The organism is Mesorhizobium sp. M0016, from assembly GCF_040324035.1.
Classification (GTDB): Bacteria; Pseudomonadota; Alphaproteobacteria; order Rhizobiales; family Rhizobiaceae; genus Mesorhizobium.
On record NZ_JAMYVM010000011.1, the window covers coordinates 75,571 to 100,712 of the forward strand.

Annotated in this window: 22 protein-coding genes and 1 pseudogene; 18 read left to right on the plus strand and 5 right to left on the minus strand. The window is 63.4% G+C overall.

All coding sequences use genetic code 11. The features are described from left to right. Positions 1-15 precede the first annotated feature (15 nt). Positions 16-870, minus strand: a complete 855-nt coding sequence (locus NKJ88_RS17400) for a mechanosensitive ion channel family protein (protein WP_023736854.1) — start codon at positions 868-870, stop codon at positions 16-18. Positions 871-1,111: 241 nt separating this feature from the next. Between NKJ88_RS17400 and rsfS the strand changes: the two genes are divergently transcribed. The 8 genes from rsfS (at position 1,112) to NKJ88_RS17440 (ending at position 9,453) form a co-directional block, all read left to right on the plus strand. Further along, the gene (rsfS, locus tag NKJ88_RS17405; protein WP_023668698.1) at positions 1,112-1,489 is read left to right on the plus strand and encodes a ribosome silencing factor; all 378 of its coding nucleotides are present in this window, start codon (positions 1,112-1,114) and stop codon (positions 1,487-1,489) included. A 62-nt stretch (positions 1,490-1,551) separates the two neighbouring features. After that, a complete protein-coding gene (gene rlmH, locus NKJ88_RS17410; RefSeq protein WP_352444835.1) occupies positions 1,552-2,034 on the plus strand; it encodes a 23S rRNA (pseudouridine(1915)-N(3))-methyltransferase RlmH in 483 nt (160 codons plus the stop codon). Positions 2,035-2,156: 122 nt separating this feature from the next. Next, positions 2,157-3,515 carry a murein hydrolase activator EnvC family protein gene (locus NKJ88_RS17415; protein WP_352444837.1) on the plus strand — a complete coding sequence of 453 codons (1,359 nt, stop codon included), beginning with the start codon at positions 2,157-2,159 and terminating at the stop codon, positions 3,513-3,515. A 1-nt stretch (position 3,516) separates the two neighbouring features. Further along, positions 3,517-4,842, plus strand: a complete 1,326-nt coding sequence (locus NKJ88_RS17420; protein ID WP_023668701.1) for a S41 family peptidase — start codon at positions 3,517-3,519, stop codon at positions 4,840-4,842. A gap of 180 nt (positions 4,843-5,022) precedes the next feature. After that, positions 5,023-6,204, plus strand: a complete 1,182-nt coding sequence (locus NKJ88_RS17425) for a divergent polysaccharide deacetylase family protein (RefSeq protein ID WP_352444838.1) — start codon at positions 5,023-5,025, stop codon at positions 6,202-6,204. A 2-nt stretch (positions 6,205-6,206) separates the two neighbouring features. Then, positions 6,207-6,722 carry an RNA pyrophosphohydrolase gene (locus NKJ88_RS17430; protein WP_352444839.1) on the plus strand — a complete coding sequence of 172 codons (516 nt, stop codon included), beginning with the start codon at positions 6,207-6,209 and terminating at the stop codon, positions 6,720-6,722. A gap of 271 nt (positions 6,723-6,993) precedes the next feature. Next, positions 6,994-8,103 carry an alanine racemase gene (gene alr / locus NKJ88_RS17435; RefSeq protein ID WP_352444841.1) on the plus strand — a complete coding sequence of 370 codons (1,110 nt, stop codon included), beginning with the start codon at positions 6,994-6,996 and terminating at the stop codon, positions 8,101-8,103. Between the two features lie 93 nt (positions 8,104-8,196). Next, the gene (locus NKJ88_RS17440) at positions 8,197-9,453 is read left to right on the plus strand and encodes a D-amino acid dehydrogenase (protein ID WP_023668705.1); all 1,257 of its coding nucleotides are present in this window, start codon (positions 8,197-8,199) and stop codon (positions 9,451-9,453) included. 104 nt (positions 9,454-9,557) lie between these two features. Here the strand turns inward: NKJ88_RS17440 and NKJ88_RS17445 are convergent, their stop codons facing one another. The 3 genes from NKJ88_RS17445 to NKJ88_RS17455 all read right to left on the minus strand — a co-directional run bounded on the left by NKJ88_RS17445 (position 9,558) and on the right by NKJ88_RS17455 (position 13,153). Further along, a complete protein-coding gene (locus NKJ88_RS17445) occupies positions 9,558-11,711 on the minus strand; it encodes a phospholipase D-like domain-containing protein (protein ID WP_352444843.1) in 2,154 nt (717 codons plus the stop codon). After that, complete coding sequence (locus tag NKJ88_RS17450; protein ID WP_023684130.1) at positions 11,708-12,148, minus strand: phospholipase A2 family protein; 441 nt, start codon at positions 12,146-12,148, stop codon at positions 11,708-11,710. Before NKJ88_RS17450 ends, NKJ88_RS17445 begins: the two co-directional genes overlap by 4 nt. A 123-nt stretch (positions 12,149-12,271) precedes the next feature. Continuing rightward, the gene (locus tag NKJ88_RS17455) at positions 12,272-13,153 is read right to left on the minus strand and encodes a LysR family transcriptional regulator (protein ID WP_352444845.1); all 882 of its coding nucleotides are present in this window, start codon (positions 13,151-13,153) and stop codon (positions 12,272-12,274) included. Positions 13,154-13,518: 365 nt separating this feature from the next. Here NKJ88_RS17455 and NKJ88_RS17460 point away from each other — a divergent pair, with 365 nt between their 5' ends. Further along, a complete protein-coding gene (locus tag NKJ88_RS17460; RefSeq protein WP_023668709.1) occupies positions 13,519-15,015 on the plus strand; it encodes a CoA-acylating methylmalonate-semialdehyde dehydrogenase in 1,497 nt (498 codons plus the stop codon). 203 nt (positions 15,016-15,218) lie between these two features. After that, the gene (locus NKJ88_RS17465; protein ID WP_023688917.1) at positions 15,219-15,518 is read left to right on the plus strand and encodes a hypothetical protein; all 300 of its coding nucleotides are present in this window, start codon (positions 15,219-15,221) and stop codon (positions 15,516-15,518) included. A gap of 36 nt (positions 15,519-15,554) precedes the next feature. Here the strand turns inward: NKJ88_RS17465 and NKJ88_RS17470 are convergent, their stop codons facing one another. Next, entirely contained in the window at positions 15,555-16,244 is a 690-nt protein-coding gene (locus tag NKJ88_RS17470; protein WP_050588433.1) for a GntR family transcriptional regulator, read from the minus strand. A 69-nt stretch (positions 16,245-16,313) separates the two neighbouring features. On the opposite strand from NKJ88_RS17470, the gene NKJ88_RS17475 reads away from it, so the two are divergent. The 8 genes and pseudogenes from NKJ88_RS17475 (at position 16,314) to NKJ88_RS17510 (ending at position 25,009) form a co-directional block, all read left to right on the plus strand. Further along, the gene (locus NKJ88_RS17475; RefSeq protein ID WP_023668712.1) at positions 16,314-17,207 is read left to right on the plus strand and encodes a dihydrodipicolinate synthase family protein; all 894 of its coding nucleotides are present in this window, start codon (positions 16,314-16,316) and stop codon (positions 17,205-17,207) included. Between the two features lie 51 nt (positions 17,208-17,258). Next, positions 17,259-18,596: an NAD(P)/FAD-dependent oxidoreductase gene (locus tag NKJ88_RS17480; RefSeq protein ID WP_352444847.1), complete on the plus strand. Its 1,338-nt coding sequence runs from the start codon at positions 17,259-17,261 to the stop codon at positions 18,594-18,596. A 13-nt stretch (positions 18,597-18,609) separates the two neighbouring features. Next, positions 18,610-19,611: a 4-hydroxyproline epimerase gene (locus NKJ88_RS17485; RefSeq protein ID WP_027050572.1), complete on the plus strand. Its 1,002-nt coding sequence runs from the start codon at positions 18,610-18,612 to the stop codon at positions 19,609-19,611. A gap of 580 nt (positions 19,612-20,191) precedes the next feature. Then, complete coding sequence (locus NKJ88_RS17490; protein WP_023668715.1) at positions 20,192-21,094, plus strand: branched-chain amino acid ABC transporter permease; 903 nt, start codon at positions 20,192-20,194, stop codon at positions 21,092-21,094. 4 nt (positions 21,095-21,098) lie between these two features. After that, positions 21,099-22,694 carry a high-affinity branched-chain amino acid ABC transporter permease LivM gene (livM, locus tag NKJ88_RS17495; RefSeq protein WP_023668716.1) on the plus strand — a complete coding sequence of 532 codons (1,596 nt, stop codon included), beginning with the start codon at positions 21,099-21,101 and terminating at the stop codon, positions 22,692-22,694. Beyond that, a pseudogene (locus tag NKJ88_RS17500) lies at positions 22,694-23,800 on the plus strand (ABC transporter ATP-binding protein); the annotation flags it as partial. The gene livM and the pseudogene NKJ88_RS17500, both read left to right, overlap by 1 nt. A gap of 20 nt (positions 23,801-23,820) precedes the next feature. Then, complete coding sequence (locus NKJ88_RS17505) at positions 23,821-24,549, plus strand: ABC transporter ATP-binding protein (protein ID WP_023668718.1); 729 nt, start codon at positions 23,821-23,823, stop codon at positions 24,547-24,549. Between the two features lie 112 nt (positions 24,550-24,661). Continuing rightward, entirely contained in the window at positions 24,662-25,009 is a 348-nt protein-coding gene (locus tag NKJ88_RS17510) for a DUF6867 family protein (protein ID WP_023668719.1), read from the plus strand. The last annotated feature ends 133 nt before the right edge of the window (positions 25,010-25,142 follow it).

Sequence of the window (25,142 nt, forward strand, 5' to 3'; positions counted from 1 at the left end):
ACGGTTTCACAGCTCCTACTGCCTGGTGGCGGCAGTTTCCTGTCGAGCCTCCGGCGGAGGTGCGGGAACCGAAATGGCTTCGGCGTCGAACGCCTGCTTGACGCGTTTGGTGAGATCGATCTGGGTGGCGAAGAAATCCGCCGCCGTGGTCCAGTAGCGCAAGGTGATGGCGACGCTGGCATCGCCCACCGTGGCGACGAAGGCGATCGGCGCCGGCTCTCGCTTGACGCGGCGCTCGCCGCCGGCAACGCCCAGCATGGTTTTCTGCGCCAGGTCGATGTCGTTCCAGGAGCCGATGCTCAGCGTGATGTCTCCGCGGCGCACACCGTTGCGGGTAAAATTGCGCACCGGCTGGTTCCACAGCGTCGAATTGGGCGCCAGCACATAGACGCCGTCTGTCGTGCGGAGCTTGGTGGCGAACAGGCCGATTTCCTCGACGGTGCCGGAAATGGCGCCGACCTCGACATATTCGCCGATGCGGAATGGCCTGAGCGCCAGAAGCATGATGCCTGCGGCGATGTTCTGCAGCGTGCCTTGCAGCGCCAGGCCGATTGCCAGCCCGATGGCGCCGATGGCGGCGATGATCGAGGCCGTCTGAACGCCGAACTGGCCGAGCACCATGATGACCACCAGGATCAGGATGGCGTAGCGCACGATCTTCGAGAAGAAATGGCGCAGCGTCGCGTCGAAACCATGGATATGGCCGAGGCCGGCTGAGATCGATCGTTCTGCGAGCCCGGCGACGAGATAGCCGACGACCAGCAGGATGATGGCGCCGATGGCGGAGAAGGAATAGGAAACGATCAGTGTGCTGAGTTGCGCAAGGCCAGCCTGCACGGTGAGCAGCGTGTTCTGGGGGTCGATTGGCATCAGGAAAATCCGTTTGGGGGGTGTGTCGATAACCCCTGCCGCGGCCATGGGTTCCGATTTTTCTCAAGGCTCCGGAACCGGAAGTCTTGCACTGCGTTCGCGGTGGCAGGGCCTCCCGTCTTGAAACTGCAAGGGAACTCTGCCTATCTATAGGGTGTCACCTGATTTCGTGGGTGATTTGGTTGTTCTTGCTGCGAAAGGAAATACACTGAGAACAGCATTGCGGAAGAAGGCTGACATCATGCCTTCGCCGGCCAGGATCAGCGTAGATGACGCCGTGTCCCGTGCCATCAAGACAGTCCTTGCCAGTCTGGAAGACTCCAAGGCCGAAAATATTGTCTCAATCGACATTCAGCGGAAATCGAGCCTCGGCGACTATATGGTCATCGCGTCGGGCCGGTCGCACCGTCATGTCTCGGCTGTCGCCGACCACCTCCTCAAGGCGCTCAAGGATGCCGGTCTCGGCACGGCGCGCGTCGAGGGGCTGTCCGGCGCCGACTGGGTCCTGATCGATTCAGGCGACATCATCGTCCATGTCTTCCGCCCAGAAGTCCGCGAATTCTACAATCTTGAAAAGATGTGGCAGGCGCCGGACCTCGAGGAAGAGACCTTGCACTGAGCTCCGTCTCATGTCGTAACCATCCTGGGTGCGACATGGATTGAAAGCTCGCCGAGGCAGGGATGAAGATAGCAGTTCATGCCGTGGGCCGGATGAAGACCGGCCCCGAGAGAGAACTCGCCAACCGCTATTTCGAGCGTTTCGCCAAGAGCGGCCCGGCGATCGGGCTCGAATTCTCTGGTGTCGCCGAGATCGCCGAGGGACGCGCCCAGAACCCCAATGAGCGCCGCCGCGAGGAAGGCCAGAAGCTGCAGGCACAGTTGCAGCCGGGCACGGCGCTGTTCCTGCTCGACGAACGCGGCAAGAACCTGTCCTCAGACGATTTCGCCAACCGTATCGGCCAGTTGCGCGACGGCGGCCGCAAGGCGCTGGTCATCGCCATTGGCGGCGCCGACGGGCACGACCAGTCGATTCGCGACCAGGCTGAGCTGATAGTCTCGTTCGGCGCGGCGACCTGGCCGCACCAACTGGTGCGCGTCATGCTGGGCGAGCAGCTCTATCGGACGGCAACGATTCTTTCGGGACATCCCTACCACCGTTCGTAAATCAGTGGGTCGAGGGTCAATCGTCCGGATTTCCGCCCCAATGCGCGGCTGTTTTGTGCTAGGCTTCGGTTCGATCATGGTTGATGGTTCGTTAACGAAGCCACGCATAGAGTCGGGCTTCAATGGCTGACAACGGGAAATCACGAACGGGCTTCCGGCACGCGCGCTGCGGCATCGCTGCGGCGGTGGTTTTGCTGTCGCTCGGGCTTGCGCGGGCCGAAAATACGCTGGACGTGGCGCCCGACCCCGATCTGAGCCGTGCCGAATATGAGAAGGTGTCGGCCGAGATCACGCTGTCGTCCGAACGGCTGGCCAAGCTCGCCGCCGACATTGCTTCGGTCAAGAAGGACCATGCCTCGATCACCGCGGCGCTTATCCAGTCGGCTATGACCGAGCAGAAGCTCGGCCAGGACATCGAGGATATCGGCGCCAGGCTCGAAGGACTGAAGGGCGAGGAACAGAAGATCCGTGTCTCGCTGGCGGCGCGGCGCGACGTGCTGGCCGAGGTGCTGGGCGCGCTGCAGCGCATGGGGCTCAATCCGCCGCCGGCGATCCTGGTCAAGCCGGAAGACGCGCTGTCGTCGGTGCGCAGCGCCATCCTGCTCGGCGCAGTGGTGCCGGAACTGCGCCAGCAGACCGACAAATTGCTGGCCGACCTCAGGGAACAGACCCGGGTGACGGCCTCGATCGAGGCCGAGCGGACGCGGCTGACGGCGGCGGTCGGCGAGCAGACGGCGGAAAAGAAACGCCTCTCCATGCTGCTCGAAGCCAAGCAGAAGCTCGAGGCGGACACCTGGACGGCGATGGCCGCTGAAAAGCAGCGGTCCCAGGCGCTTGCGGCCAAGGCCGGCAGCCTGAAAGAGCTGATCGCTTCGCTTGAAGCCGACAAGAACCGCAAGGCGGCGGATGCCGTCAAGGCAGGCGAACAGAAAGCGGCCGACAGCGATAAGCCGGACGCCGATAACGCCGATGCAGGCACAACCGCGTCGACGGAGCTGGCTTCGCTGCCCGTGCCGGAAGGCAACCGCCTCACCGCCGCTGCGCCGTTTTCGGCACTTCAGGGACAAGTCTCGCTGCCGGTCACCGGCAAGATCAAGCTGCGTTTCGGGGCCGATGACGGTAACGGCGCGGTGATGCTTGGCGACATGGTTGCGACACAATCGGGAGCCATCGTCACGGCACCGGCGGACGGAAATGTGCTTTATGCGGGGCCTTTTCGCTCCTATGGTCAACTCTTGATCCTCAATGCGGGAGACGGCTATCATGTCGTCCTGGCGGGGATGAGCAGAATCAGCGTCGCGTCTGGCCAGTCGGTGCTCGCAGGAGAGCCGGTCGGCGCGATGGGAGAGGCCCGGGTGGCAAGCACCTCGGCCTCGAAGAATGGAAATGCCACGCCGGAACTCTATGTCGAGTTCCGCAAGGATGGAAAACCCGTCGATCCGACCCCATGGTGGGCGGACCGCTTCTCTGGAAGGACGTGAAATGATGCGGAAACTGTCGCTTCTTATTGCCGGTGCGCTGATGGGCGCGTCAGCGATGAGCCTGGTCTATGGCGCGCCCGGCTCGACGGCGAACGCTGCAGGCTCCGAGACATATAAGCAACTGGCGATCTTCGGCGACATCTTCGAGCGCGTGCGGGCGCAGTATGTGACGCCGCCGGACGACAAGTCGCTGGTCGAAAACGCCATCAACGGCATGCTCACCTCGCTCGACCCGCACTCCTCCTACATGAATGCCGAGCAGGCGCAGGACATGCGTGTGCAGACCAAGGGTGAGTTCGGCGGCCTTGGCATCGAGGTCACCATGGAGAACGACCTGGTCAAGGTGATCACGCCGATCGACGACACCCCGGCTGCCAAGGCAGGCGTGCTGGCCGGCGACTATATCGCCAAGATCGACGGCCAAGAGGTTCGCGGCCTGACGCTCAACGATGCGGTCGAAAAGATGCGCGGCCTGGTCAACACGCCGATCAAGCTGACCATCCTGCGCCAGGGCGCCGACAAGCCGATCGAGCTGACGGTGGTGCGCGATATCATCAAGGTCAAGGCGGTCAAGTTCCGGGTCGAGAACGACATCGGCTACATGAAGATCACCTCCTTCACCGAAAAGACCTATGACGACCTCGAGAATGCCATCGACACCATCAAGAAGCAGGTGCCGAACGACAAGCTCAAAGGCTATGTGCTCGATCTGCGCCTCAACCCGGGCGGCCTGCTCGACCAGGCGGTGAGCGTGTCCGACGCCTTCCTCGACCGTGGCGAGATCGTCTCGACCCGCGGCCGCGACCCGAAGGACGTCACACGCTTCGACGCCAAGGCAGGCGACGACATCGGCGCCAAGCCGCTGATCGTGCTCGTCAATGGCGGTTCGGCCAGCGCCTCCGAGATCGTCGCCGGCGCGCTTCAGGACCTGCGCCGCGCCACAGTGGTCGGCACGCAGTCGTTCGGCAAGGGCTCGGTGCAGACCATCATCCCGCTTGGCGAGAACGGCGCGCTGCGCCTGACGACGGCGCTCTATTACACGCCGTCCGGCAAGTCGATCCAGGGCAAGGGCATCACGCCCGACATCAAGGTCGACCAGCCGCTGCCGCCCGAACTGCAGGGCAGGGACCTGACGCGCGGTGAATCTGACCTCAAGGGCCACATCAAGGGCGCCGACGAGAGCGATACCGGCTCGGGCTCGGCTGCCTATGTGCCGCCGGATCCGAAGGACGATCTGCAGCTGATCTATGCCGAACAGCTGCTGCGCGGCCAAAAGACCGATCCGGCATTCCCGCCGAATCCGGAGAAGGCAGTGCTTAACCAGTGAAATCGACTGGTAGCTCTGGCTGCCCAATCGAAGCGATGCAATGCTGCCGGGACCGTGAGGTTCCGGCAGTTTGATTCGGGGGCAGCTGGGCGCTGTGCCTCAAAGGCGCAGGGGACGCGCCGTCAGTTTTGGATCTGCGCATGGCGAAGATTTCGCTGATCACGCGCCGGGGGATGCGGCTTGGCTGACATCGGCAAGGACATCGAACGCCCGCTCGGACAGACCGTCCGACCGCGTGCCGCGTCGCGCGGGATCAGCGCTGGCGCCGTCGCGGCGACGCTGGTCGTGCTGGCCGCGGTCGGCATCTCCGGCGCGATCGCGCTGCGCGAGAAGCCGTTCCGCAAACCGGAAGCAATCGCGGTCTCGACGCCGAAGGTGACGGCGGCGGCCGAGCCCGCGGCCGCAGCGCCCACTGCTCAAGCGACGGCGGCAGCGCCGAAGGCGGAAACGCCCAAGGCCAGCGGTCCGCAGATCATCCATGTGCAGTCCCAGGAGGGTGACGGCCCGCCCAATGCAGCCATCGTCATCCACGACCCGTCGACGATCGGCCAGAACCTGAAGATCGCGCATATCCCCGACAGGGCGCTGATCGAGGCCAGCGACACCGGCCCGTTGCCGGTTCGCGCCGCTGACGGCCGGCGGCCGTTCGATGTCTATGCGCGGCCGTGGTCGGGTTCGCGTGGCGCTCGAGTGGCAATCGTCATCGGCGGGCTTGCGGTGTCGCAGACCGGCACGCAGGCGGCGATCGCCAAGCTGCCGGCCGAAGTGACGCTGGCTTTTGCGCCGCAAGGCAACAGCATCGGCCGGTGGATGCAGGCGGCACGGCAGAGCGGGCATGAGGTGGTCATGCAGGTGCCGCTCGAACCGTTCGACTATCCCAACGTCAATCCCGGCCGCAACACGCTGACGGTGGCGGCAAGCCCGGACGAGAATCTGAAGAATCTGCGCTGGGCGCTGTCGCGGACCACCAACTATACCGGCGTCATGAACTATATGGGGGCGCGCTTTTCGGCGGACGCGACGGCGATGGGACCGTTCATGGCCGAACTCGGCAAGCGTGGCCTTGCCTATGTCGATGACGGCTCGTCCGCGCGGAGCCTGGCGTCCGATCTCGCCTTGAAGGACGGTGTGCCGTTCGTCGCCGGCGATACGGCAATCGACGCCGTGCAGGACCGCGGCGCCATCCTGAAAAAGCTCGACGCGCTGGAAGCGACCGCGCGTGCCAAAGGCTCCGCCGTCGGCATCGGCTCGGCCTTCGACCTCACCGTCGATACCGTGGCGTTCTGGGTGGTCGAAGCAAAAAAGCGCGGCATCGAGATCGTGCCGATCTCGGCGGTGGCCATCGACCCGGAAAAAGGCTGATCATGACGAAGAAACCTGTCGACCCCGAGACGCTGCCTTACCGCCCTTGCGTAGGACTGATGATCCTCAATGGCGACGGGCTGGTCTGGGTCGGGCACCGCATCGCCGAACCGGACAGCGAATTTGCCGGGACCATGCAGCTCTGGCAGATGCCGCAAGGCGGCATCGACGAGGGCGAGGAGCCGCTGCAGGCGGCCGGGCGCGAGCTCTATGAAGAGACCGGCATGCGCTCGGTCACGCTGCTGGCCGAGGCGCCGCACTGGATCAACTACGACCTGCCGCCCGATCTGGTCGGCATCGCCCTCAAGGGCCGCTATCGCGGCCAGGCGCAGAAATGGTTCGCCTACCGCTTTCACGGCGAGACCAGAGAGATCCAGATCAATCCGCCGCCGGGCGGCCACACCGCCGAATTCGATGAATGGGCATGGCGGCCGATGCAGGACCTGCCCGATCTGATCGTGCCGTTCAAACGGAAGGTCTATGAGGATGTGGTGGCGGCGTTCCGTCATCTTGCCTAGCTGGATGTGACGGTTCGCACGGCACCTGATTCGTGCTTTATTGATCGGGACACCCGCAGCCACGAGACCCATATGAACGACGCCGGGCAATGGCCTCTTAGCGCAGCGTCTGGGCTGCCTCTCACCTGCCTGCCGGCTTTCGTCACTCGAAAAGCCAAGCAGTTGGCTTTTCGTCCGCTTTACGCGGACCGCTCCTCAACTCCCCGTATAGGGCCGGGGAGAAATATCCGGCAGGACAATGAGGGGCAGCGCCGACTTCAGCGGGTCTGCAATGCATAAAGCCAAAGATACGATCAGCGAAGCGGCGGCCGGCGCCATTCTCACCATCGATCTCGGCGCGGTCAGGGAGAATTACCGGCGGCTCAAGGCAAAGCTCGGCGGCGTACGCTGCGCCGGCGTCGTCAAGGCCGACGGCTACGGGCTTGGCGCGCGGCAAGTGGCGGAGGCACTGGTTGCCGAAGGCTGCGACAGCTTCTTTGTCGCGCATCTCACCGAGGGTGTAGCGCTGCGCGACGCACTCGGACCGAAGCTGGAAATCCATGTGCTGAACGGGCTGCCGCCGGGCTCGGAACCCGAAGCGGTGGCCGCCGACCTTGTTCCCGTCATCAACAGTGGCGGACAATTGAAGGCGTGGAGCAAAGCCGGCCAGAAGGCCGGCCGCAAGCTCAAGGCCGCCATCCAGGTCGACAGCGGCATGTCGCGGCTGGGCATGGCGCCGGCAGAGGTCGAGGCGCTTACGGCCGATGCTTTCGCCGGCGTCGATGTCGTTCTCGTCATGAGCCATCTGGCCCGTGCGGACGAACCGACCAATGCGGCCAATGACGCGCAACTCAGGGAGTTCGAACGGCTGCGCAAAATGCTGCCCAAGGCGCCGGCGTCGCTGGACAATTCCTCCGGCATCTTTCTTGGGCCGCGCTATCAGTACGACCTCGCGCGTCCGGGCGCCGCGCTCTACGGCATCAATCCCACGCCTGATGAGGCGAACCCGATGCTGCCGGTGGTGCGGCTCGAGGCAAAGATCATCCAGACACGCGGCATCGATAAGGGCGCGGGCGTCGGCTACGGACATGCGTTTCTGGCCAGCGGTCCCTTGCGCGCGGCCACGATCTCGCTCGGCTATGCCGATGGCTGGCACCGGCGCGCGGCTTCGGCTGCCTGGCTCGACGGCGTGCGACTGCCCTTTGTCGGGCGGGTGTCGATGGATTCGATCATACTCGACATCTCGGCCCTGCCGGCCGGCCGGCTGCGCGAGGGCGACCTTGTCGAACTCCTAGGCCCCTCGCAGAGCGTCGATGACGCCGCCGGTCAAGCCGGCACGATCGGTTATGAAATCCTGACCAGTCTCGGCCCCCGCTTCCACCGCCGCTATATCAACGAATAGAGCCGCGACACGCCGCCCCTTGGCGGACGCCGCAGAATCCGGCAGACAGGAGGCGGCGGCCCTCTGACGGAAGTCGTCGTGGAGAGTGATGCGATGAAGATCTTCGTGTTGGGCGGCGGCGTTATCGGGGTCACCACTGCCTATTATCTCGCTGAGGCCGGCCACGAGGTGACGGTGTTCGACCGCCAGAAAGGGCCGGCGCTGGAAACCAGCTTCGCCAATGCCGGCGAGATCTCGCCGGGCTATGCTTCGCCCTGGGCCGGCCCCGGCATTCCGCTGAAGGCAATCAAGTGGCTGTTGATGAAGCACGGCCCGCTGGTGGTGCGGCCGGCCTTCGATCCGTATATGTGGACATGGCTCATCAAGATGCTGCGCAATTGCACCGCGGATCGCTATGCCATCAACAAGGCGCGCATGGTGCCGCTCGCCGAATACAGCCGCGACACGCTGAAGGCGCTGCGCGAGGCGACCGGCATCGCTTATGATGAGCGGACCAAGGGCACGCTGCAGCTGTTTCGCACGCAAAAGCAGCTCGACGGCACCGGCGGCGATGTAGAGGTGCTGAAGAAATATGGCGTTCCCTACGAGTTGCTCGATCCCGAAGGCTGCATTGGCGCCGAACCTGCGCTGGCCGGCGTGCGGGAAAAGTTTGTCGGCGGGCTGAGATTGCCCGGCGACGAAACTGGCGACTGCAAGATGTTCACCGATCGGCTGGCCGAGCTCTGCGTGGCGCGCGGCGTCACGTTCGAGTACGGCACGCAGATCCGGCGCTTCTCCAAGAACCGCAATCGCATCGTCAGCGTCGGCACCGACCAGCGCTCGCGCGCGGCCGACGCTTATGTGCTGGCGCTGGGCAGCTATTCGGCGCGCTTCATGCGCCTGCTCAGGCGCCCGATCCCGGTCTATCCGGTCAAGGGCTATTCGATCACCGTTCCGATCAAGGACGCGGTCGCCGCCCCGGTGTCGACGGTAATGGACGAAACCTACAAGGTGGCGATCACCAGGCTCGGCGACCGCATCCGCGTCGGCGGCACGGCGGAGATTTCCGGCTTCGATCTCAGGCTGCATGAATCGCGCCGGCGCACCCTCGAACATTCGGTCGGCGATCTGTTCCCGGATGGCGGCGACCTCAAGGCGGCGTCCTTCTGGTGCGGGCTGCGGCCGATGACGCCGGACGGGCCGCCGCTGGTCGGCCGCACCGAGTTCTCCAACCTCTATCTCAACACCGGGCACGGCACGCTTGGCTGGACCATGGCCTGCGGCTCGGCCAAGGTGCTGTCCGACATCATCTCCAGCAAGGTGCCTGATATCGATGTGCGGGAGCTGGGGCCGGAGCGGTATTTGAGGTAGGGGTGCTTTTTAAAGCTGGCGGGCCAGCACCCCCTCTGTCCTACCGGACAGAGGGGGTGTAAAGGATCGCTACAGAACGGCATTCCTTCAGCGTCGCCAGCCCCTCAAAACGCCTCTTTCACCCAACCCTTCGAGAACAGCCATCGGTAGGCCCACGGTATCGTCACCTTGGTCGATACCGGGTTCGAATGGGCGACATAGTCGTCATAGACCGGCTGCATCCTGGCGTAGAAAGCAGGGTCGAGCACCGTCATGCCGTTCTCCAGATCGTGGAAGAAACTGCGGTTGTTGAGATTGACCGACGAGATCGTCACCAGCCTTTCGTCGATCATCATGATCTTGGAGTGCAGCACGACATCGGGCGCCTTGAATTCGCGGATGTTGATGCGGTCGCCATATTTCTCGACGAACAGCTTGTTGAGCGCGGTCAGCAGCTTGCCGCCAATATCGCCCTTGAGGTCGATGCGGCCGACAATGTCGATCCTGACGCCGCGCGCCAGCGCCCGCTCGATGGCCAGGCTGAGCTTCGGCGTCAGATTAAGGTAGGGATTGACGATCTCGATATGGTGCCGGGCAGTGTCGATCAGCTCGACGAAATAGGTCTCGAGCGCATGGTTGTCCTCGTAGGGCACGGAAATGAAATGGCGCACCGTGCCCGGCGGGCGCCGGCTGTCGGAGCGCACCGGAATGGAGAAGGGTCTTGCGATGTTGGTGTCGGCGTCGCGCAGCCACAATGTCGAGAGATGCGCGGCCAGCGTCTCGACCGTGGCCGGGTCGGCAAACTCGATGTCGAAATCGCTCCAGTTCGAATAGTAGTTGAGCGAGAGGCCGTCGGTCTTGCCGTATTGCTCGAGGTTCGGATAGCGCGACAGGTCGATCGGCTTGTGGAACAGGAAGCCGTCATGAATGTTGCGGCCGCCGATGATGACGCGCGAGCGGGCGGGATCCTCGGCAAGCGTCGCCAGCATCTTGACGTGATGGGTCTTGTGCAGCTGTGACAGTTGCTCGTCGACCGGCGCGCCGTGGTCGGCCCGCCAACGATATTCCTGCAACTCGACATTGGGATAATCGGCCGCCAGCCGGTGCAGCAGGGCATCGTCCTTGTCGCGCTCCAGCACGTCTGTGACCATGATGCGCACTTTGGTGCCGAGGGCTGCGTGATGGCGGATCAGCCGCTCGATGACGCGGCCGGAAAAATCGGCCTTGAACTCCAGCGACGACAGATAGACCAGCTTGAGTTTCGGCGCGCGCGAGAAATCGAGCGGCAGTTCGGGGTCGGCCTTGTCGAAGGCGCTGTCGGGTAAAGGCGCGCCGAGCAGCGCTTCGACCTTGGCGTTGAAGCCGTCGCGCGACTTGCGTAACAGGCGCGGTGACCCGAGCGGCAGCGAACAGCTCTGCGACAGCCAGCGGCCGGCATAGAAGACGCGGGCGAGTTCATCCAGGCCGGATGGACCGGGCACTGGACAACGCTCGTAGCGGCTGTCGAGCGCGGCTATCGCCGGATAGGCAACCTCTTCGCGCAGGATGGTGAGCGGGGCGCCTGCCGGCGCCAGACTGGAGCTGAGCTTGAGACTGCAGCGGTTCAAACCATCGCTGGGGAACAGGCTGGCGGTTTGCCCGGCCGACAGGCGGAGGCGGAAGGCGGCACCGCTCGCCACGCTGCGCGAGCCACCGCCGGCGCGAATCGCCAGCGCCCCGTCGCAGGCGCCCGATATCTCAACCGGCTGCTTTCCCGCCTGGCGCATCACGATCTCGACCGAGCGCGCCTGCAGGCCGGAAAAGCTGAACGTCTTTGGCGCGGAGGGCCGCGCGGCGGCGTTGACATAGAGCGTCTGCCGCGACACGCGCCAACGGCCGTTGAAATGGCCTTCGCCGGCTGTGCCGCTCACTGCCGGCATCTGTTCGGCGGTAACCGGCTTCGCCAGCCGTTCCAGCGTCCGGTAGGTGGCCTGGAAATCGCGGTTGGCGATGGCGTGGCGGTCATGTCCGAACGGACCGGTGCCGTTCGCCCTGTCGATGGCGCCGATCTGGTTGTGGGCGAGCAGCGCCAGAAACTGCCTTTCATAGTCGCGGGCGCCGGCATCGCCGAAAAACGCTGCTGCTGCAGTCTGCGGTCCCGGCGTGTCGGCCGATAGCGACGGCCGGCCGCAATCCTTCGCATCGGGAAAGAAATCGCAGCTGTGCCGGATCGGGGCGGCGCAACCGGCAAGGGCCGCCAGCCCCAGCCCGGCCAAGGCCAGGCAGATGGCGCGGTTCATCCGGTCGCACCGTTCATCGTCTTCAGTTCAGCCGGATCGCGCGGCGGCAGGAAGCCTTGCGGAAACACCTTGCAGACGGGAAGCGCGAAAGTGGCGATCAAAAGCTCGGCCTCGCCGCGCATCTTTTTCGGCGCTGTCTTGTCATCACGGATCGCCTTTGCCGAGGCGACGAGCGCGCCGTCGCAGTCGCAATGATTATGGCGCGCGATGTAGCAGGCGTCATGGATTTGGCAGGCGCTGTCGAGGCGATTGACAGGGCGAGCCGAGAGGTCGCCGGTGCGGGTGCCGGGACCGCAATAATTGCCGAAGACGAAAGGCGACGGGCGGGCCATTGCGATACGGACCGGCTTGGGCAGTTCGGCTTCCGGAACTTCGGTCCATGGATTGGCGCAGGCGGAAAGCGCGACAAGCGGCAAGATGGCGAGCACCGCTCGCATTTTGATCCGCACCAGCTTTGCAAAAAAGTGTCCGACCCGGCGCAGCCAATCCTTAATGATAGGCGACATCGCGCTTGTTGCCACACTGGCCGATTTTGTGGCGAAGGCAAGGCGGCGCGGCCATCAGACAAACAGCCCGCGCTCTCTCTCGACCGCCTTGGTGATGAAGTTGGCGACGATCTGCACGCGGCGCAGCGGCCGGACCGATTCATGATAGACCAGCCAGTAGGCGCGGCGGATCGGCGTCACGATGTTGACGGGGATCAGCTCCGGCATCGAGCGGGCGACAAAGGTGTGCAAGATGCCGATGCCGGCGCCCGACCGCACCGCTTCGGCCTGGCCCAGCGCTGAGGAGATGGCGAAGCTGGTGCGCCAGTCCGGGCTGAACTCCGCCGCATAGTCGAGCGAAGGGCTGACGATCAGGTCCGGGACGTAGCCGATCAGCGTATGGTGGCCGAGTTCGGCAGCGGTCTCGGGTAAGCCGTGCGCCTGTGCATAGTCGCGCGAGGCAAACAGGCCGAGCGTGTAGTCGACCAGCTTTCCCGCCACCAGCCTGCCTTCGCTCGGCCGCTCGACGGTGATGGCGATGTCGGCCTCGCGCCGCGACAGCGAGAAGGAACGCGGCACCGGTACCAGTTGGATGGTGAGTTCGCGGTGCAGCGCGGTCAGCGCGCCAAGACGCGTGGCGAGGAATGCAACGCCAAACCCGTCGGGGGCGCCGATGCGCACAGTGCCTGAGATATCGTCGCCTTCGCCCGACACGGTGGAGCGCGCGGCGATCATGTCGCTCTCCATGCGCTCGGCAATATCGAGAAAGCGCTGGCCGGCCGGCGTCAGCTCGCTGCCGGTGGTAAGCCGGCGAAACAGTTTTGTCCGTAACGCATCCTCAAGCGCTGCGATGCGGCGCGAGACGGTGGCGTGATTGAGTTCCAGCCGCTTGGCGGCGCCAAGGATCTGCCCGGCGCGGGCCACGGCGAGGAAGATGCGGACGTCATCCCAGTTCATGGGGGTGGTCCGGGCTAGCGGCGAACGCGGCGTTCCCGCCCACCCCCCTCTGGCCTGCCGGCCATCTCCCCCGCAAGGAGGGAGATTGGCAGCTCCGCCACCTGCGTCTCTTTTGGTGCGTTGAAGATTTGCGAAGGCGGCAGCCACATCTGATCTCCCCCCTTGCGGGGGAGATGTCCGGCAGGACAGAGGGGGGTGTGACGGAGCGCAAGCTTCGGGCCTTTCAGCAATCTGTAATTTGCGGCAATTAATGCACACTCGTCCTTCGTTGTCTATTTCCCGCACAACGGTTGCGTTTCCCCTCGCGTTGCCTTCGCGCCTGCAAAGGCGTTGAATGCTTCATCACAAACTCAGGGAGAGAAACCATGATCGAATACGGTCATTTCATTGGCGGCAAGCATGTCGCCGGGACCAGCGGGCGCAAGCAGGACGTCATGCAGCCGATGGACGGCTCGGTGCGCGGCACGGTGGCGCTGGCCTCGCCGGCTGAACTGCGTGCGGCTGTCCTGAATGCCAAGGAAGCACAGATCAAATGGGCTGCGACCAACCCGCAGCGGCGTGTGCGCGTGCTGATGAAGTTTCTTGAACTGGTTGCCCGCGACTATGACGAACTGGCCGATCTCCTGGCGCGCGAGCACGGCAAGACCATCGCCGACGCCAAGGGCGACATCCAGCGCGGCCTCGAAGTGGTCGAAGTCTGCATCGGTGCGCCGCACATGATGAAGGGCGAGTTCACCGACGGCGCCGGCCCCGGCATCGATGTCTATTCGATGCGCCAGCCGCTTGGCGTCGTTGCCGGCATCACCCCGTTCAATTTCCCGGCCATGATCCCGCTGTGGAAGATTGCCCCGGCGCTGGCCTGCGGCAACGCCTTTATCCTGAAGCCTTCCGAGCGTGACCCTGGCGTGCCGATGCGCATCGCCGAACTGTTCCTCGAGGCTGGCCTGCCGGCTGGCGTCCTCAACGTCGTCAATGGCGACAAGGACGTCGTCGACGCCATCCTCGACGATCCTGATATCAAGGCTATCGGCTTTGTCGGCTCGACGCCGATCGCGCATTACATCTATTCGCGCGGCACGGCGGCGGGAAAACGCGTGCAGTGCTTTGGCGGCGCCAAGAACCACATGGTCATCATGCCCGACGCCGACATGGACCAGACGGTCGATGCGCTGATCGGCGCCGGCTACGGCTCGGCCGGCGAGCGCTGCATGGCGATCTCGGTTGCCGTTCCCGTCGGCAACGACACCGCCAACCGGCTGATGGAAAAGCTGATCCCGCGTGTCGAAAGCCTCAAGGTCGGCCCGTCGACGGATTCGTCCGCCGATTTCGGCCCGCTGGTGACGGCGCAGGCATTGGAACGCGTCAAGGGTTATGTCGACACCGGCGTCAAGGAAGGCGCCAAGCTGGTCGTCGATGGCCGCGGCTTCTCCATGCAGGGCTACGAGGATGGCTACTATATGGGCGGCTGCCTGTTCGACAATGTGACCGCTGACATGCGCATCTACAAGGAAGAGATTTTTGGCCCGGTGCTGTCGGTGGTGCGTGCGCCGACCTATGAGAGCGCCATCAAGCTCGCCAACGATCATGAGATGGGCAATGGCGTCGCCATCTTCACCCGTGACGGTGATGCTGCTCGTGATTTTGCTTCGCGCGTCCAGGTCGGCATGGTCGGCATCAACGTGCCGATCCCGGTTCCGATCGCTTACTACACGTTCGGCGGCTGGAAGGCGTCGTCCTTCGGCGACCTCAACCAGCACGGCCCGGACGCGTTCCGCTTCTACACCAAGACCAAGACGGTGACCTCGCGCTGGCCCTCCGGCGTCAAGGACGGTGCCGAGTTCGTCATCCCGACGATGAACTGACCGGACGATTTCGAAGATCGGCAAGAAGGCCTGGGTTCAACGTCCTGGGCCTTTCTTTGTACGAAACCGACATTGGCCATCACGTTTAAGCGATGGAACCAAGAGCCTGTCATCTGCCTTAAATTGCATTCCTGCCGTGGTGCAGGCCATCAAAATAGCGCCGGTAGCAGCCGGGGTTCTCGTCTGGCGCAAGGAGGTGTCAGATGACACGACGTCTTGTGGCGGCGATGTTCTTTGCGGTGTTCGCGATGTCCGGCATCGCCCAGGCTAAAGCCGATCAATGCGCGGCGCGGACCGACTTGGTCAAGGCGCTCGGCGAGAAGTTCCACGAAAACCAAGCCGCTCGTGGCCTGGTGAACCCAAATGTGGTGCTTGAGATATTCGTCTCCGACCAGGGCACCTGGACCATCCTGGCCACCGACACACACGGCCAAAGCTGCATCATCACGGCTGGCGAAGGCTGGGACGGGGCGACCATGGCCGCAGTCTTGCCGGGCACCTGATAAAGACCGGTCGGAAGTCTGGAGCAGAGACGGAGTTCAGCGTGTGGCGGCCACTTCGGCATGGCCGCGCAGCAGTGCCATAAGGCGTTTGGCGTCCTTGGCGGCAGCCTCTTCGTCACCGGCCAGGATCGAGCGGATTAGCGCGACGTGGTGTTCGGCCGATTCGGCCAGCCCTGTGTCGGCCTTGTAGCGAAACCAGAAGCGGCGGCTGTGGGTCTGCAGGGGCGCCGCCAGACGGGCCGCAAAAGGGTTGTCGGCGGCCATCGCCAAGGCCTCGTCGAGCGCCTTGTCGGCCTGGATGAAGGCCAGCACATTGCCCGAGATGACGGCCTTCTGCATGGCAAGGGCTGCCTCATGAAACAGGTCGGCGGCCTCACGGGTGACGAAGCGGGCGGCCGAGCGCGCCAGCACCACCTCGACGCCGCGCCTGGCATCCAGCACGCGCAGCCAGTCGCCGGGATGAAGCGGGGCAATGGCGATGCCGGCGCGTGGCCTGACATCCAGCAGTCCTTCCCAGGCGAGGCGCTGGATCGCTTCGCGCACCGGCGTGCGTCCTAGCGCCAGCTTCTCGATGAGGGCGCCTTCGGTGACAAAGCTCGCCGGCGCCAGTTCCAACGTCACGATCATATGCTCGAGTACATGGTAGGCCTTGGCAGCGGCCGGCTCGGGGTATGCTGTCTCACTGGATATCAAAGGTGGGCTCCTGATATATCTTACATATATCATAACGAATTCCGCGTTGACAGCCGGTTTTCAAATAGATATACGGCTGATATATCAGATGGAGAGACGATTATGTGGACCGGAGTTTTCCCCGCCGTCACGACCAAGTTTACTGATGACGACCGCCTCGATCATGCCGAGATGGAGCGCTGCTTTGCTTTGCAGATGGAGGCAGGCTGCGACGGTATCATCGTCTGCGGTTCGCTCGGCGAAGGGCCGATGCTGTCGCATGACGAGAAGATCAAGGTGCTGAAGACTGCCCAGAAAGTTGCAGGCAACAAGCCGGTGCTGCTGACGGTCAACGAGGCGGGCACCCGCGAGGCGGCGAGCATCGCAAAGCGCGCGAGCCGGGAAGGCGCCAACGGGCTGATGGTGGTGCCGAGCCCGATCTATCACACCAACCCGGAAGAGACGGTCGCCGCCTTGCGCGCCGTCGCTCAGGCCGGCGACCTGCCGGTGATGATCTACTCCAACCGCCTCGCCTACCGCGTCGACGTCACCGTCGACCAGATGGAGGAACTGGCCGCCGACAAGCGCTTCGTCGCCATCAAGGAGTCCTCCGACGACATCCGCCGCTCGACAGAGATCATCAACCGCTTCGGCGACCGCTACGATCTGTTCACCGGCGTCGACAATCTCGCCTTCGAGGCGCTGTCGGTGGGCGCCATCGGCTGGGTGGCGGGTCTGGTCGTCGCCTTCCCGCGCGAGACCGTCGCCATCTACCAGCTGATGAAGCAGGGCCGCCGCGAGGAGGCGCTTTCGATCTACCGCTGGTTCCGGCCGCTGCTCGATCTCGATGTCTCGACCTATCTGGTCCAAAACATCAAGCTTGCCGAAGTGCTCGCGATCGACACAAATGACCGCGTGCGCATGCCGCGCCAGCCGCTGTCGGGCGAGCGCCGCAAAGCGGTCGAGAAGATCGTCAAGGACGCGCTGGCGGTACGGCCGAAGCTGCCGCAGTTCTGAAGGCTTTCTTCTCCCCGTGCACGTGCACGGGGAGAAGATGGCGGCAGCCAGATGAGGGGCAGCGCCGACGTGCAAGGAAATTCCAGGGACACAGAGGAGGGCCGCCGCCCCTCATCCGCCCTTCGGGCCCCTTCTCCCCGTGAACGGGGAGAAAGGGTAGATATCGCCATTGTCGGTGGCGGCATTGTCGGCATCTGCGCGGCGGCCATGCTGGCCGAGGCCGGGCGCAGCGTCACGGTCTTCGACCGCACCGGCATCTGCGAGGAGACGAGCTCCGGCAATGCCGCCGCCTTCGCCTTCTCCGACGTGCTGCCGCTGGCGCATAAGGGCATGATGCGGCACTTGCCGAAATGGCTTGCCGATCCGCTCGGGCCACTCAGCATCCCGCCGGCCTACTTGCCGAAGCTGTTGCCTTGGCTGTTGCGCTTCTGGCGCGCTGGCGCACCAGAAAAATATGAGGCGAGCCTTGCTGCTCAGGCAGGCATGATGAAGCTCGCCGAGGCTGAATGGATGGGCCTGCTCGACCGTTCCGGCACGCGGCTGATGCTGCGCGAGGACGGCTCGCTGGAGCTTTATGAAAGCGAGGCCGAATTTCAGGCCGGGCTGCCGGGCTGGGCGGCGCGCGAGCGCTTCGGCATCGGCTTTCGCCATGTCGAAGGCGACGAACTGGCGCGGCTGCAGCCGGGACTGTCGCCGCGCTTCATCAAGGGCACCTTCGTGCCGGGCTGGAAGACCGTCGCCGATCCGAAACTGCTCGGCAAGGGGGTGTGGGCCTATGCCGAAGGGTTGGGCGCGCGTTTCGAAAAGGCGCGCATAGAGCGCGTCGCCGCCAATCCTGATGGCGCGACGCTGGCGCTGACCGACGGCACGACCAGGCAGGCAAGACATCTTGTCGTGGCCGCCGGGGCATGGTCGCATCTGCTGACGAAGGCGCTTGGCGACACCATCCCGCTCGAAACCGAGCGCGGCTACAACACAACACTGCCGAAGACCGCTTTCGACGTGCAGCGGATGCTGATCTTTTCCGGCCATGGCTTCGTCATCACGCCACTCGAGACGGGCTTGCGCGTCGGCGGCGCCGTCGAGTTGGGCGGTCTCGACCGGCCGCCGAATTTTGCGCGCTCGAAGGCCATGCTGGAAAAAGCCAGACAGTTCCTTCCGGGGCTGGACGCGTCAGGCGGCCGCGAGTGGATGGGCTATCGCCCGTCGCTGCCGGATTCGCTGCCGGTGATCGGCACGGCGCGAACCGCGCCCAACGTTGTCTACGCCTTCGGCCATGGCCATCTCGGCCTGACCCAGGCGGCGGCCACCGGCCGCTTGATCCGCAATCTTGTTCTCGGGCAAACTTCGCCGATCGATCTTGCTCCCTTCAGCCCGCAACGGTTTTGAGTTCGAGGAAATCATGGCCAAAAAATCCTTCTTTTGCATCGACGGCCATACCTGCGGCAATCCGGTGCGGCTGGTCGCCGGCGGCGGCCCTTTGCTTCAGGGGTCGACGATGATGGAGCGGCGGGCGCATTTCCTGGCGGAGTATGACTGGATCCGCACCGGGCTGATGTTCGAGCCGCGCGGCCACGATGTCATGTCGGGCTCGATCCTCTATCCGCCGACGCGCGAGGATTGCGACATAGCCATCCTGTTCATCGAGACGTCGGGCTGCCTGCCGATGTGCGGCCACGGCACGATCGGCACGGTGACGATGGCCATCGAACATGGGCTGATCAAGCCGAAGACACCCGGCGTGCTCCGGCTCGACACACCGGCCGGGCTGGTTATCGCCGAATACAAACAAGTCGGCGACTATGTCGAGGAGGTGCGCATCACGAATGTGCCGTCCTTCCTTTATGCCGAGGGACTGACGGTCGACTGCCCGCAGCTTGGCGAGATCACCGTCGATGTCGCCTATGGCGGCAATTTCTACGCAATCGTCGAGCCGCAGGCAAATTTTCGCGACATGGCTGATTATTCCGCCGGCGATTTCATCGCCTGGAGCCCTGTGGTGCGGCAGCGGCTCAACGAGAAGTACTCGTTCGTGCATCCGGAAAACCCCGGCATCAACCGGCTGTCCCACATGCTGTGGACCGGCGAGCCGACGGTGGAGGGGGCCGACGCACGCAACGCCGTCTTCTATGGCGACAAGGCGATCGACCGCTCACCTTGCGGCACCGGCACCTCGGCGCGCATGGCGCAGCTCCATGCCAAGGGCAAGCTCAAGGCCGGCGACAGTTTTGTCCACGAATCGATCATCGGCTCGCTGTTCAAGGGCAAGGTCGAGAGGGACGTCACTGTTGCCGGCAAGCCGGCCATCATTCCCTCGATCGGCGGCTGGGCGCGGATGACCGGCCTGAACACCATCTTCATCGACGACCGCGATCCGTTCGCGCACGGGTTCGTCGTCAAGTGAGCTTGCCGGGTGCTGATCATCCGGCCCGACCCAGACCTCACGGCGAAACCAGTCGGCAAAGGTTAGTGCAGCGGTCGAGGCGTTCGCTGACACGGTCAGGTAGTATCCCTTGTCGCAGTTGCGCCGTGCATCAACCCGCCGCTGAACGGTACCGAACGGCATGCGCTCAGCGAGGAGGTGGACCAGCTTATTGATCGCAGACGGCAGCGCTTCCCTGCCCGGCGGCCATGGCTTGAGGCCAACAGCAGGAATCTTGCCCCCGCGGAAAGGAATGTGGCCAAACAACGATCCCTCTCCAAAATGCAACGATTCGTCTCACCACCCATTCTTGACGGCGAATTCTTCGAAATGATGTGCCTGGTCCGGCTGAATCGTCAAAGACATTGCGTTATGCCAATGATAGGGTCCGCGATAGTCCAGGGGTCGGGAGCAAAAAAACGGGCAATCGGAAGGCGTGCCGGCAAAACACGCTCGACGTTTGAAAAATCACGTTGCAATCCGGGCTCGAAACTTTACGACTAGGGGAAATACGAAAAGGAATGCGTCTGCATGGGCGACATTCCAGGGGAGCCATGTACACATGCAGTACTTTGTCCAGCAGCTTATCAATGGGCTGACGCTGGGATCGATCTATGGGCTGATCGCAATCGGCTACACGATGGTCTACGGCATCATCGGCATGATCAACTTCGCCCACGGCGACATTTTCATGGTCGGGGCATTCGCCGCCCTCGTCGTCTTCCTCATCCTCGGCTCCTTGTTCTATTCAGTGCCGGTCGTCCTGGCGCTGCTGATCATGATGATCGTGGCGATGCTGCTCACCAGCCTCTACAACTGGACGATCGAGAAGGTGGCCTACCGGCCGCTGCGCGGTTCGTTCCGGCTGGCGCCGCTGATCACCGCCATCGGCATGTCGATCGCGCTGTCGAACTTCATCCAGGTGACGCAAGGCCCGCGCAACAAGCCGATCCCGCCGATGGTCAGCCAAGTCTACAACATCAACGGCATCAGCGTGTCGCTGAAGCAGATCATCATCGTCGTCGTCACCGCCCTGCTGCTGGCGCTGTTCTGGTACCTGGTTAACAGGACTTCCCTCGGCCGGGCGCAAAGGGCGTGCGAGCAGGACCGCAAGATGGCGGCGCTGCTCGGTGTCGATGTCGACCGTACGATCTCGATCACCTTTATCATGGGTGCAGCGCTTGCGGCCGTCGCGGGCACGTTGTTCCTGATGTATTACGGCGTCATCGCCTTTTCCGACGGCTTTGTGCCGGGGGTCAAGGCCTTCACCGCGGCCGTTCTCGGCGGCATCGGGTCTCTGCCGGGCGCGGTGCTTGGCGGGCTTTTGATCGGCTTCATCGAGAGCATGTGGTCGGCGTATTTCTCGATCGACTACAAGGACGTCGCGGCGTTCTCGATCCTGGCGATCGTGCTGATCTTCCTGCCTTCCGGCATTTTGGGCCGGCCAGAAGTCGAAAAGGTCTGAGACAATGGCGGTTTCCGTATCCTCGGAGCGCGACACCGTCGCCTCCCCCGTGCAGCGTGCATTGCGCGAAGCGTTCTATGCCGGCGCCATCTCGCTGGGGTTGTTCATTCTCTTCATCGGCCTGAAGACCGACCAGAACATAAGCAACCAGCTGATCCTGGTGCAGCGCTGGTTGCTGCTCATCACCGTGGTCGTGCTGACCATGCTTGGCCGCTTCTTCTACATTGCATATGGCCAGCCGTTCATGGCCAATCAGAAGATCACCAATGTCGCCACCGGCCTGTTGCCGGCGAGCGTCGCGTCGCGCTTCTTCCTGCTTCCGGCCTTCATCGTCGCCGTCGTGCTGGCGGTTGTCCTGGTTGCGTTCGGCAGCGCCCTGCCGGTGTTGGTGGGACCCGATCTGGCCGGCTACCTTCAGTTCCTGCGCGCATTGGCCGTCATTTACGCGCTCGCTTGCGTGATCTTCTATTTCCGCTCCTTCATCCACGCCAATTTCACCAAGCTCGGCATTGCGGCGCTGGTGCTATACCCGATCCTCGTCGTCGTGGTGCTGTCGATCTACGCGTGGTCGATAACCGGCGGCCTGCAGGGCTCGTTGAAGTGGGTCGACAATTTCGGCATCCAGATCCTGATCTATGTGATGCTGGCCTGGGGGCTGAACATCGTCGTCGGCCTCGCCGGCCTGCTCGATCTCGGCTACGTCGCCTTTTACGCGGTCGGCGCCTATGCCTATGCGTTGCTGGGCTCGCAATACGGCCTGTCGTTCTGGATCCTGCTGCCCGCCGCCGGCGCCATGGCCGCCTTCTGGGGCGTTATGCTCGGCTTTCCGGTGCTCAGGCTTCGTGGCGATTACCTGGCGATCGTGACCCTGGCGTTCGGCGAGATCATCCGCCTGGTGCTGATCAACTGGCGTGAAGTCACCAACGGCTCGGCCGGCATCTCCGGCATCCCGAAGGTCACCTTCTTCGGCCTGATGACGTTTAATTCGACCGACCCGAACTATATCGGCAAGGTGCTGCACATCGCCCAGTCAAGCGCCTACTACAAGATCTTCCTCTACTATCTCATTCTCGGGCTGGCGCTGCTGACCGCCTTCGTCACCATCAGGCTCAGGCGCATGCCTGTCGGCCGCGCCTGGGAGGCGCTGCGCGAGGACGAGATTGCCTGCCGCTCGCTTGGCATCAACACCACCACCACCAAGCTCACCGCCTTTGCCACCGGCGCCATGTTCGGCGGTTTTGCCGGCGCCTTCTTCGCCGCACGGCAAGGCTTCGTCAGCCCTGAATCCTTCGTCTTCCTGGAATCGGCGATCATCCTGGCCATCGTGGTGCTCGGCGGCATGGGCTCGCTGGTCGGCATCGCGGTCGCCGCGCTGGTGATGATCGGCGGCACCGAGGCACTGCGCGAACTCGATTTCCTGAAAAGTGTCTTCGGAAAAGATTTCACGCCGGAGCTTTACCGCATGCTTTTGTTCGGCATGGCGATGGTCATCGTAATGCTGTGGAAGCCGCGCGGCTTTGTCGGCAGCCGTGAACCGACGGCCTTCCTCAGTGAACGAAAAGCGGTCTCCTCCTCCTTCACCAAGGAAGGGCACGGCTGATGAGCGCGACCTCCATTCAGAAGACCAATCCGGGTATGAAAGACGCCATCCTCCAGGTCGAGCATCTTTCGATGAAGTTCGGCGGCCTGATCGCCATCGGCGATCTGTCGTTCCAGGCCAAGCGCGGCGAGATCACCGCTCTGATCGGACCCAATGGCGCCGGCAAGACCACCGTCTTCAATTGCATCACCGGCTTCTACAAGCCGTCGGAAGGCATGATTACGCTCAACCGGGCCGACGGCTCGAGCTTCCTGCTCGAACGGCTGCCCAATCATGAGATCCCGGCGCGCGCCAAGGTGGCGCGCACCTTCCAGAACATCCGCCTGTTCTCGGGCATGACGCTGCTGGAGAATCTGCTGGTTGCCCAGCACAACAAGCTGATGAAGGCATCCGGCTATACGATCCTGGGCCTGTTCGGGATCGGCGGCTACCGCAGAGCCTCGGCTGAATCGGTGGAGCTTGCCAAGCACTGGCTGGAGAAGGCCGATCTTGTCGATCGCGCCGACGATCCGGCCGGCGACCTGCCCTATGGCGCGCAGCGGCGCCTCGAGATTGCGCGCGCCATGTGCACAGGGCCCGAACTTCTGTGCCTCGACGAGCCTGCGGCCGGTCTCAATCCGAAGGAGTCGGCTGCGCTGAATTCGCTGCTGATGGACATCAAGAGCAGTACCTCGATCCTGCTGATCGAACATGACATGTCGGTGGTCATGCAGATTTCCGACCATGTCGTGGTGCTTGAATATGGCCGCAAGATTTCCGACGGCAGCCCGCAATCGGTGCGTACCGACCCGCGCGTCATCGCCGCCTATCTCGGCGTCGACGACGAGGAGGTCGAGACGGTGCTGACCGAGGTTGGCGATGAAGACGTCATCGAGCAGCTGGACATCGGGCCGGATTCGGCTCACGGACCAGGCACATCGTCTTCCTATCTCGCCGGCCCGGTAAGCGACACGATCGGCCACAGCCAGGGCGAGCGGGTCACAGTGTCGAAGGGAGCTTCAAAAGCCACCCAATACGATACAAGAGCCAACTCCGCGCCAAGAGCACCGTCCGAGCGTCTGACAGCCAAGTCCAAGCCGGCGGCCACCAAATCCCCGACAGGCAAGCCGCGCGGAGGGCGTAAGTGATGGCCGAGACAACGCTGCTCGACATCAAGGGCGTCGAGACCTACTACGGCAACATCAAGGCGCTGAACGGCGTCGATGTCCACGTCAACCAGGGCGAGATCGTCGCGCTGATCGGTGCGAACGGTGCCGGCAAGTCGACGCTGATGATGACCATCTTCGGTGCGCCGCGCGCTCGTGCCGGCTCAATCACTTTCGCCGGCACCGACATCACCCAGATGCCGACGCACGAGATCGCCCGCATGCGCATTGCGCAGTCGCCGGAAGGCAGGCGCATTTTCCCGCGCATGACGGTGATGGAAAACCTGCAGATGGGCGCCGGTCTCGACAATCTCAAGCACTATGACGAAGATGCCGAGAAGGTGTTCGCGCTGTTCCCGCGCCTCAAGGAGCGCATTGCCCAGCGCGGCGGCACGCTGTCGGGCGGCGAGCAGCAGATGCTGTCGATCGGACGTGCGCTGATGGCGCGGCCTAAGCTGCTGTTGCTCGACGAGCCGTCGCTGGGTCTGGCGCCGCTGATCGTCAAGCAGATCTTCGATGCCATCCGCGAGCTGAACCGCACGCAAGGGCTGACCGTGTTCCTGGTCGAGCAGAACGCCTTCGGCGCGCTCAAACTCGCCACGCGCGGCTATGTCATGGTCAACGGCAACGTGACCATGAGCGGCACAGGCAAGGAATTGCTCGCCAATCCGGAAGTGCGGGCGGCCTATCTCGAAGGCGGCCATCACTGATTTTGGAGCGGAATGTATGCATACGGTATTCCGCTCCAACTTGTTTGTTTGTCGCATGACCTTTGTCCGAAAAGTCTGCAACTTTTCGGGATCATGCTAGGGAGTCTTCATCATGCAAGGCATTCTTCACGAGGAACCTTCCATCTGGCAGTTCTTCTTCGTCACCTGTCTGCTCGGCGGCTGGGCGGCATGGATGACCGGCAAGGCCAGCGCCCAGACATGGCGCAGCCTGCCGGCGCTGTTCGCCTATCTGCTGGGTCTCGGCATAGGCATCAGGTTCATCCATCATGCCTTGTTCGGCGGCACGATGTTTTCGCTGCAATACTATGTCGTGGACACAATCGTGCTCATGATATTGGGATTTGTCGGCTATCAATACACGCGTACGAACCAGATGGTGACGCAGTATAATTGGCTTTACGAACGGGCTTCGATCTTAAGCTGGAAACCGAAAGGTTGACGTTCATCATTAACGCCGTTCCGGGGATGAATCGGCGTGACAAGGGCCTGAAAATCGGCAAAGTACGCTTTCTGCGATAAGGGTGGGCATCGCATGAAAGTTTCATCCACGCCCACCTCGTAAATGGGAGCGT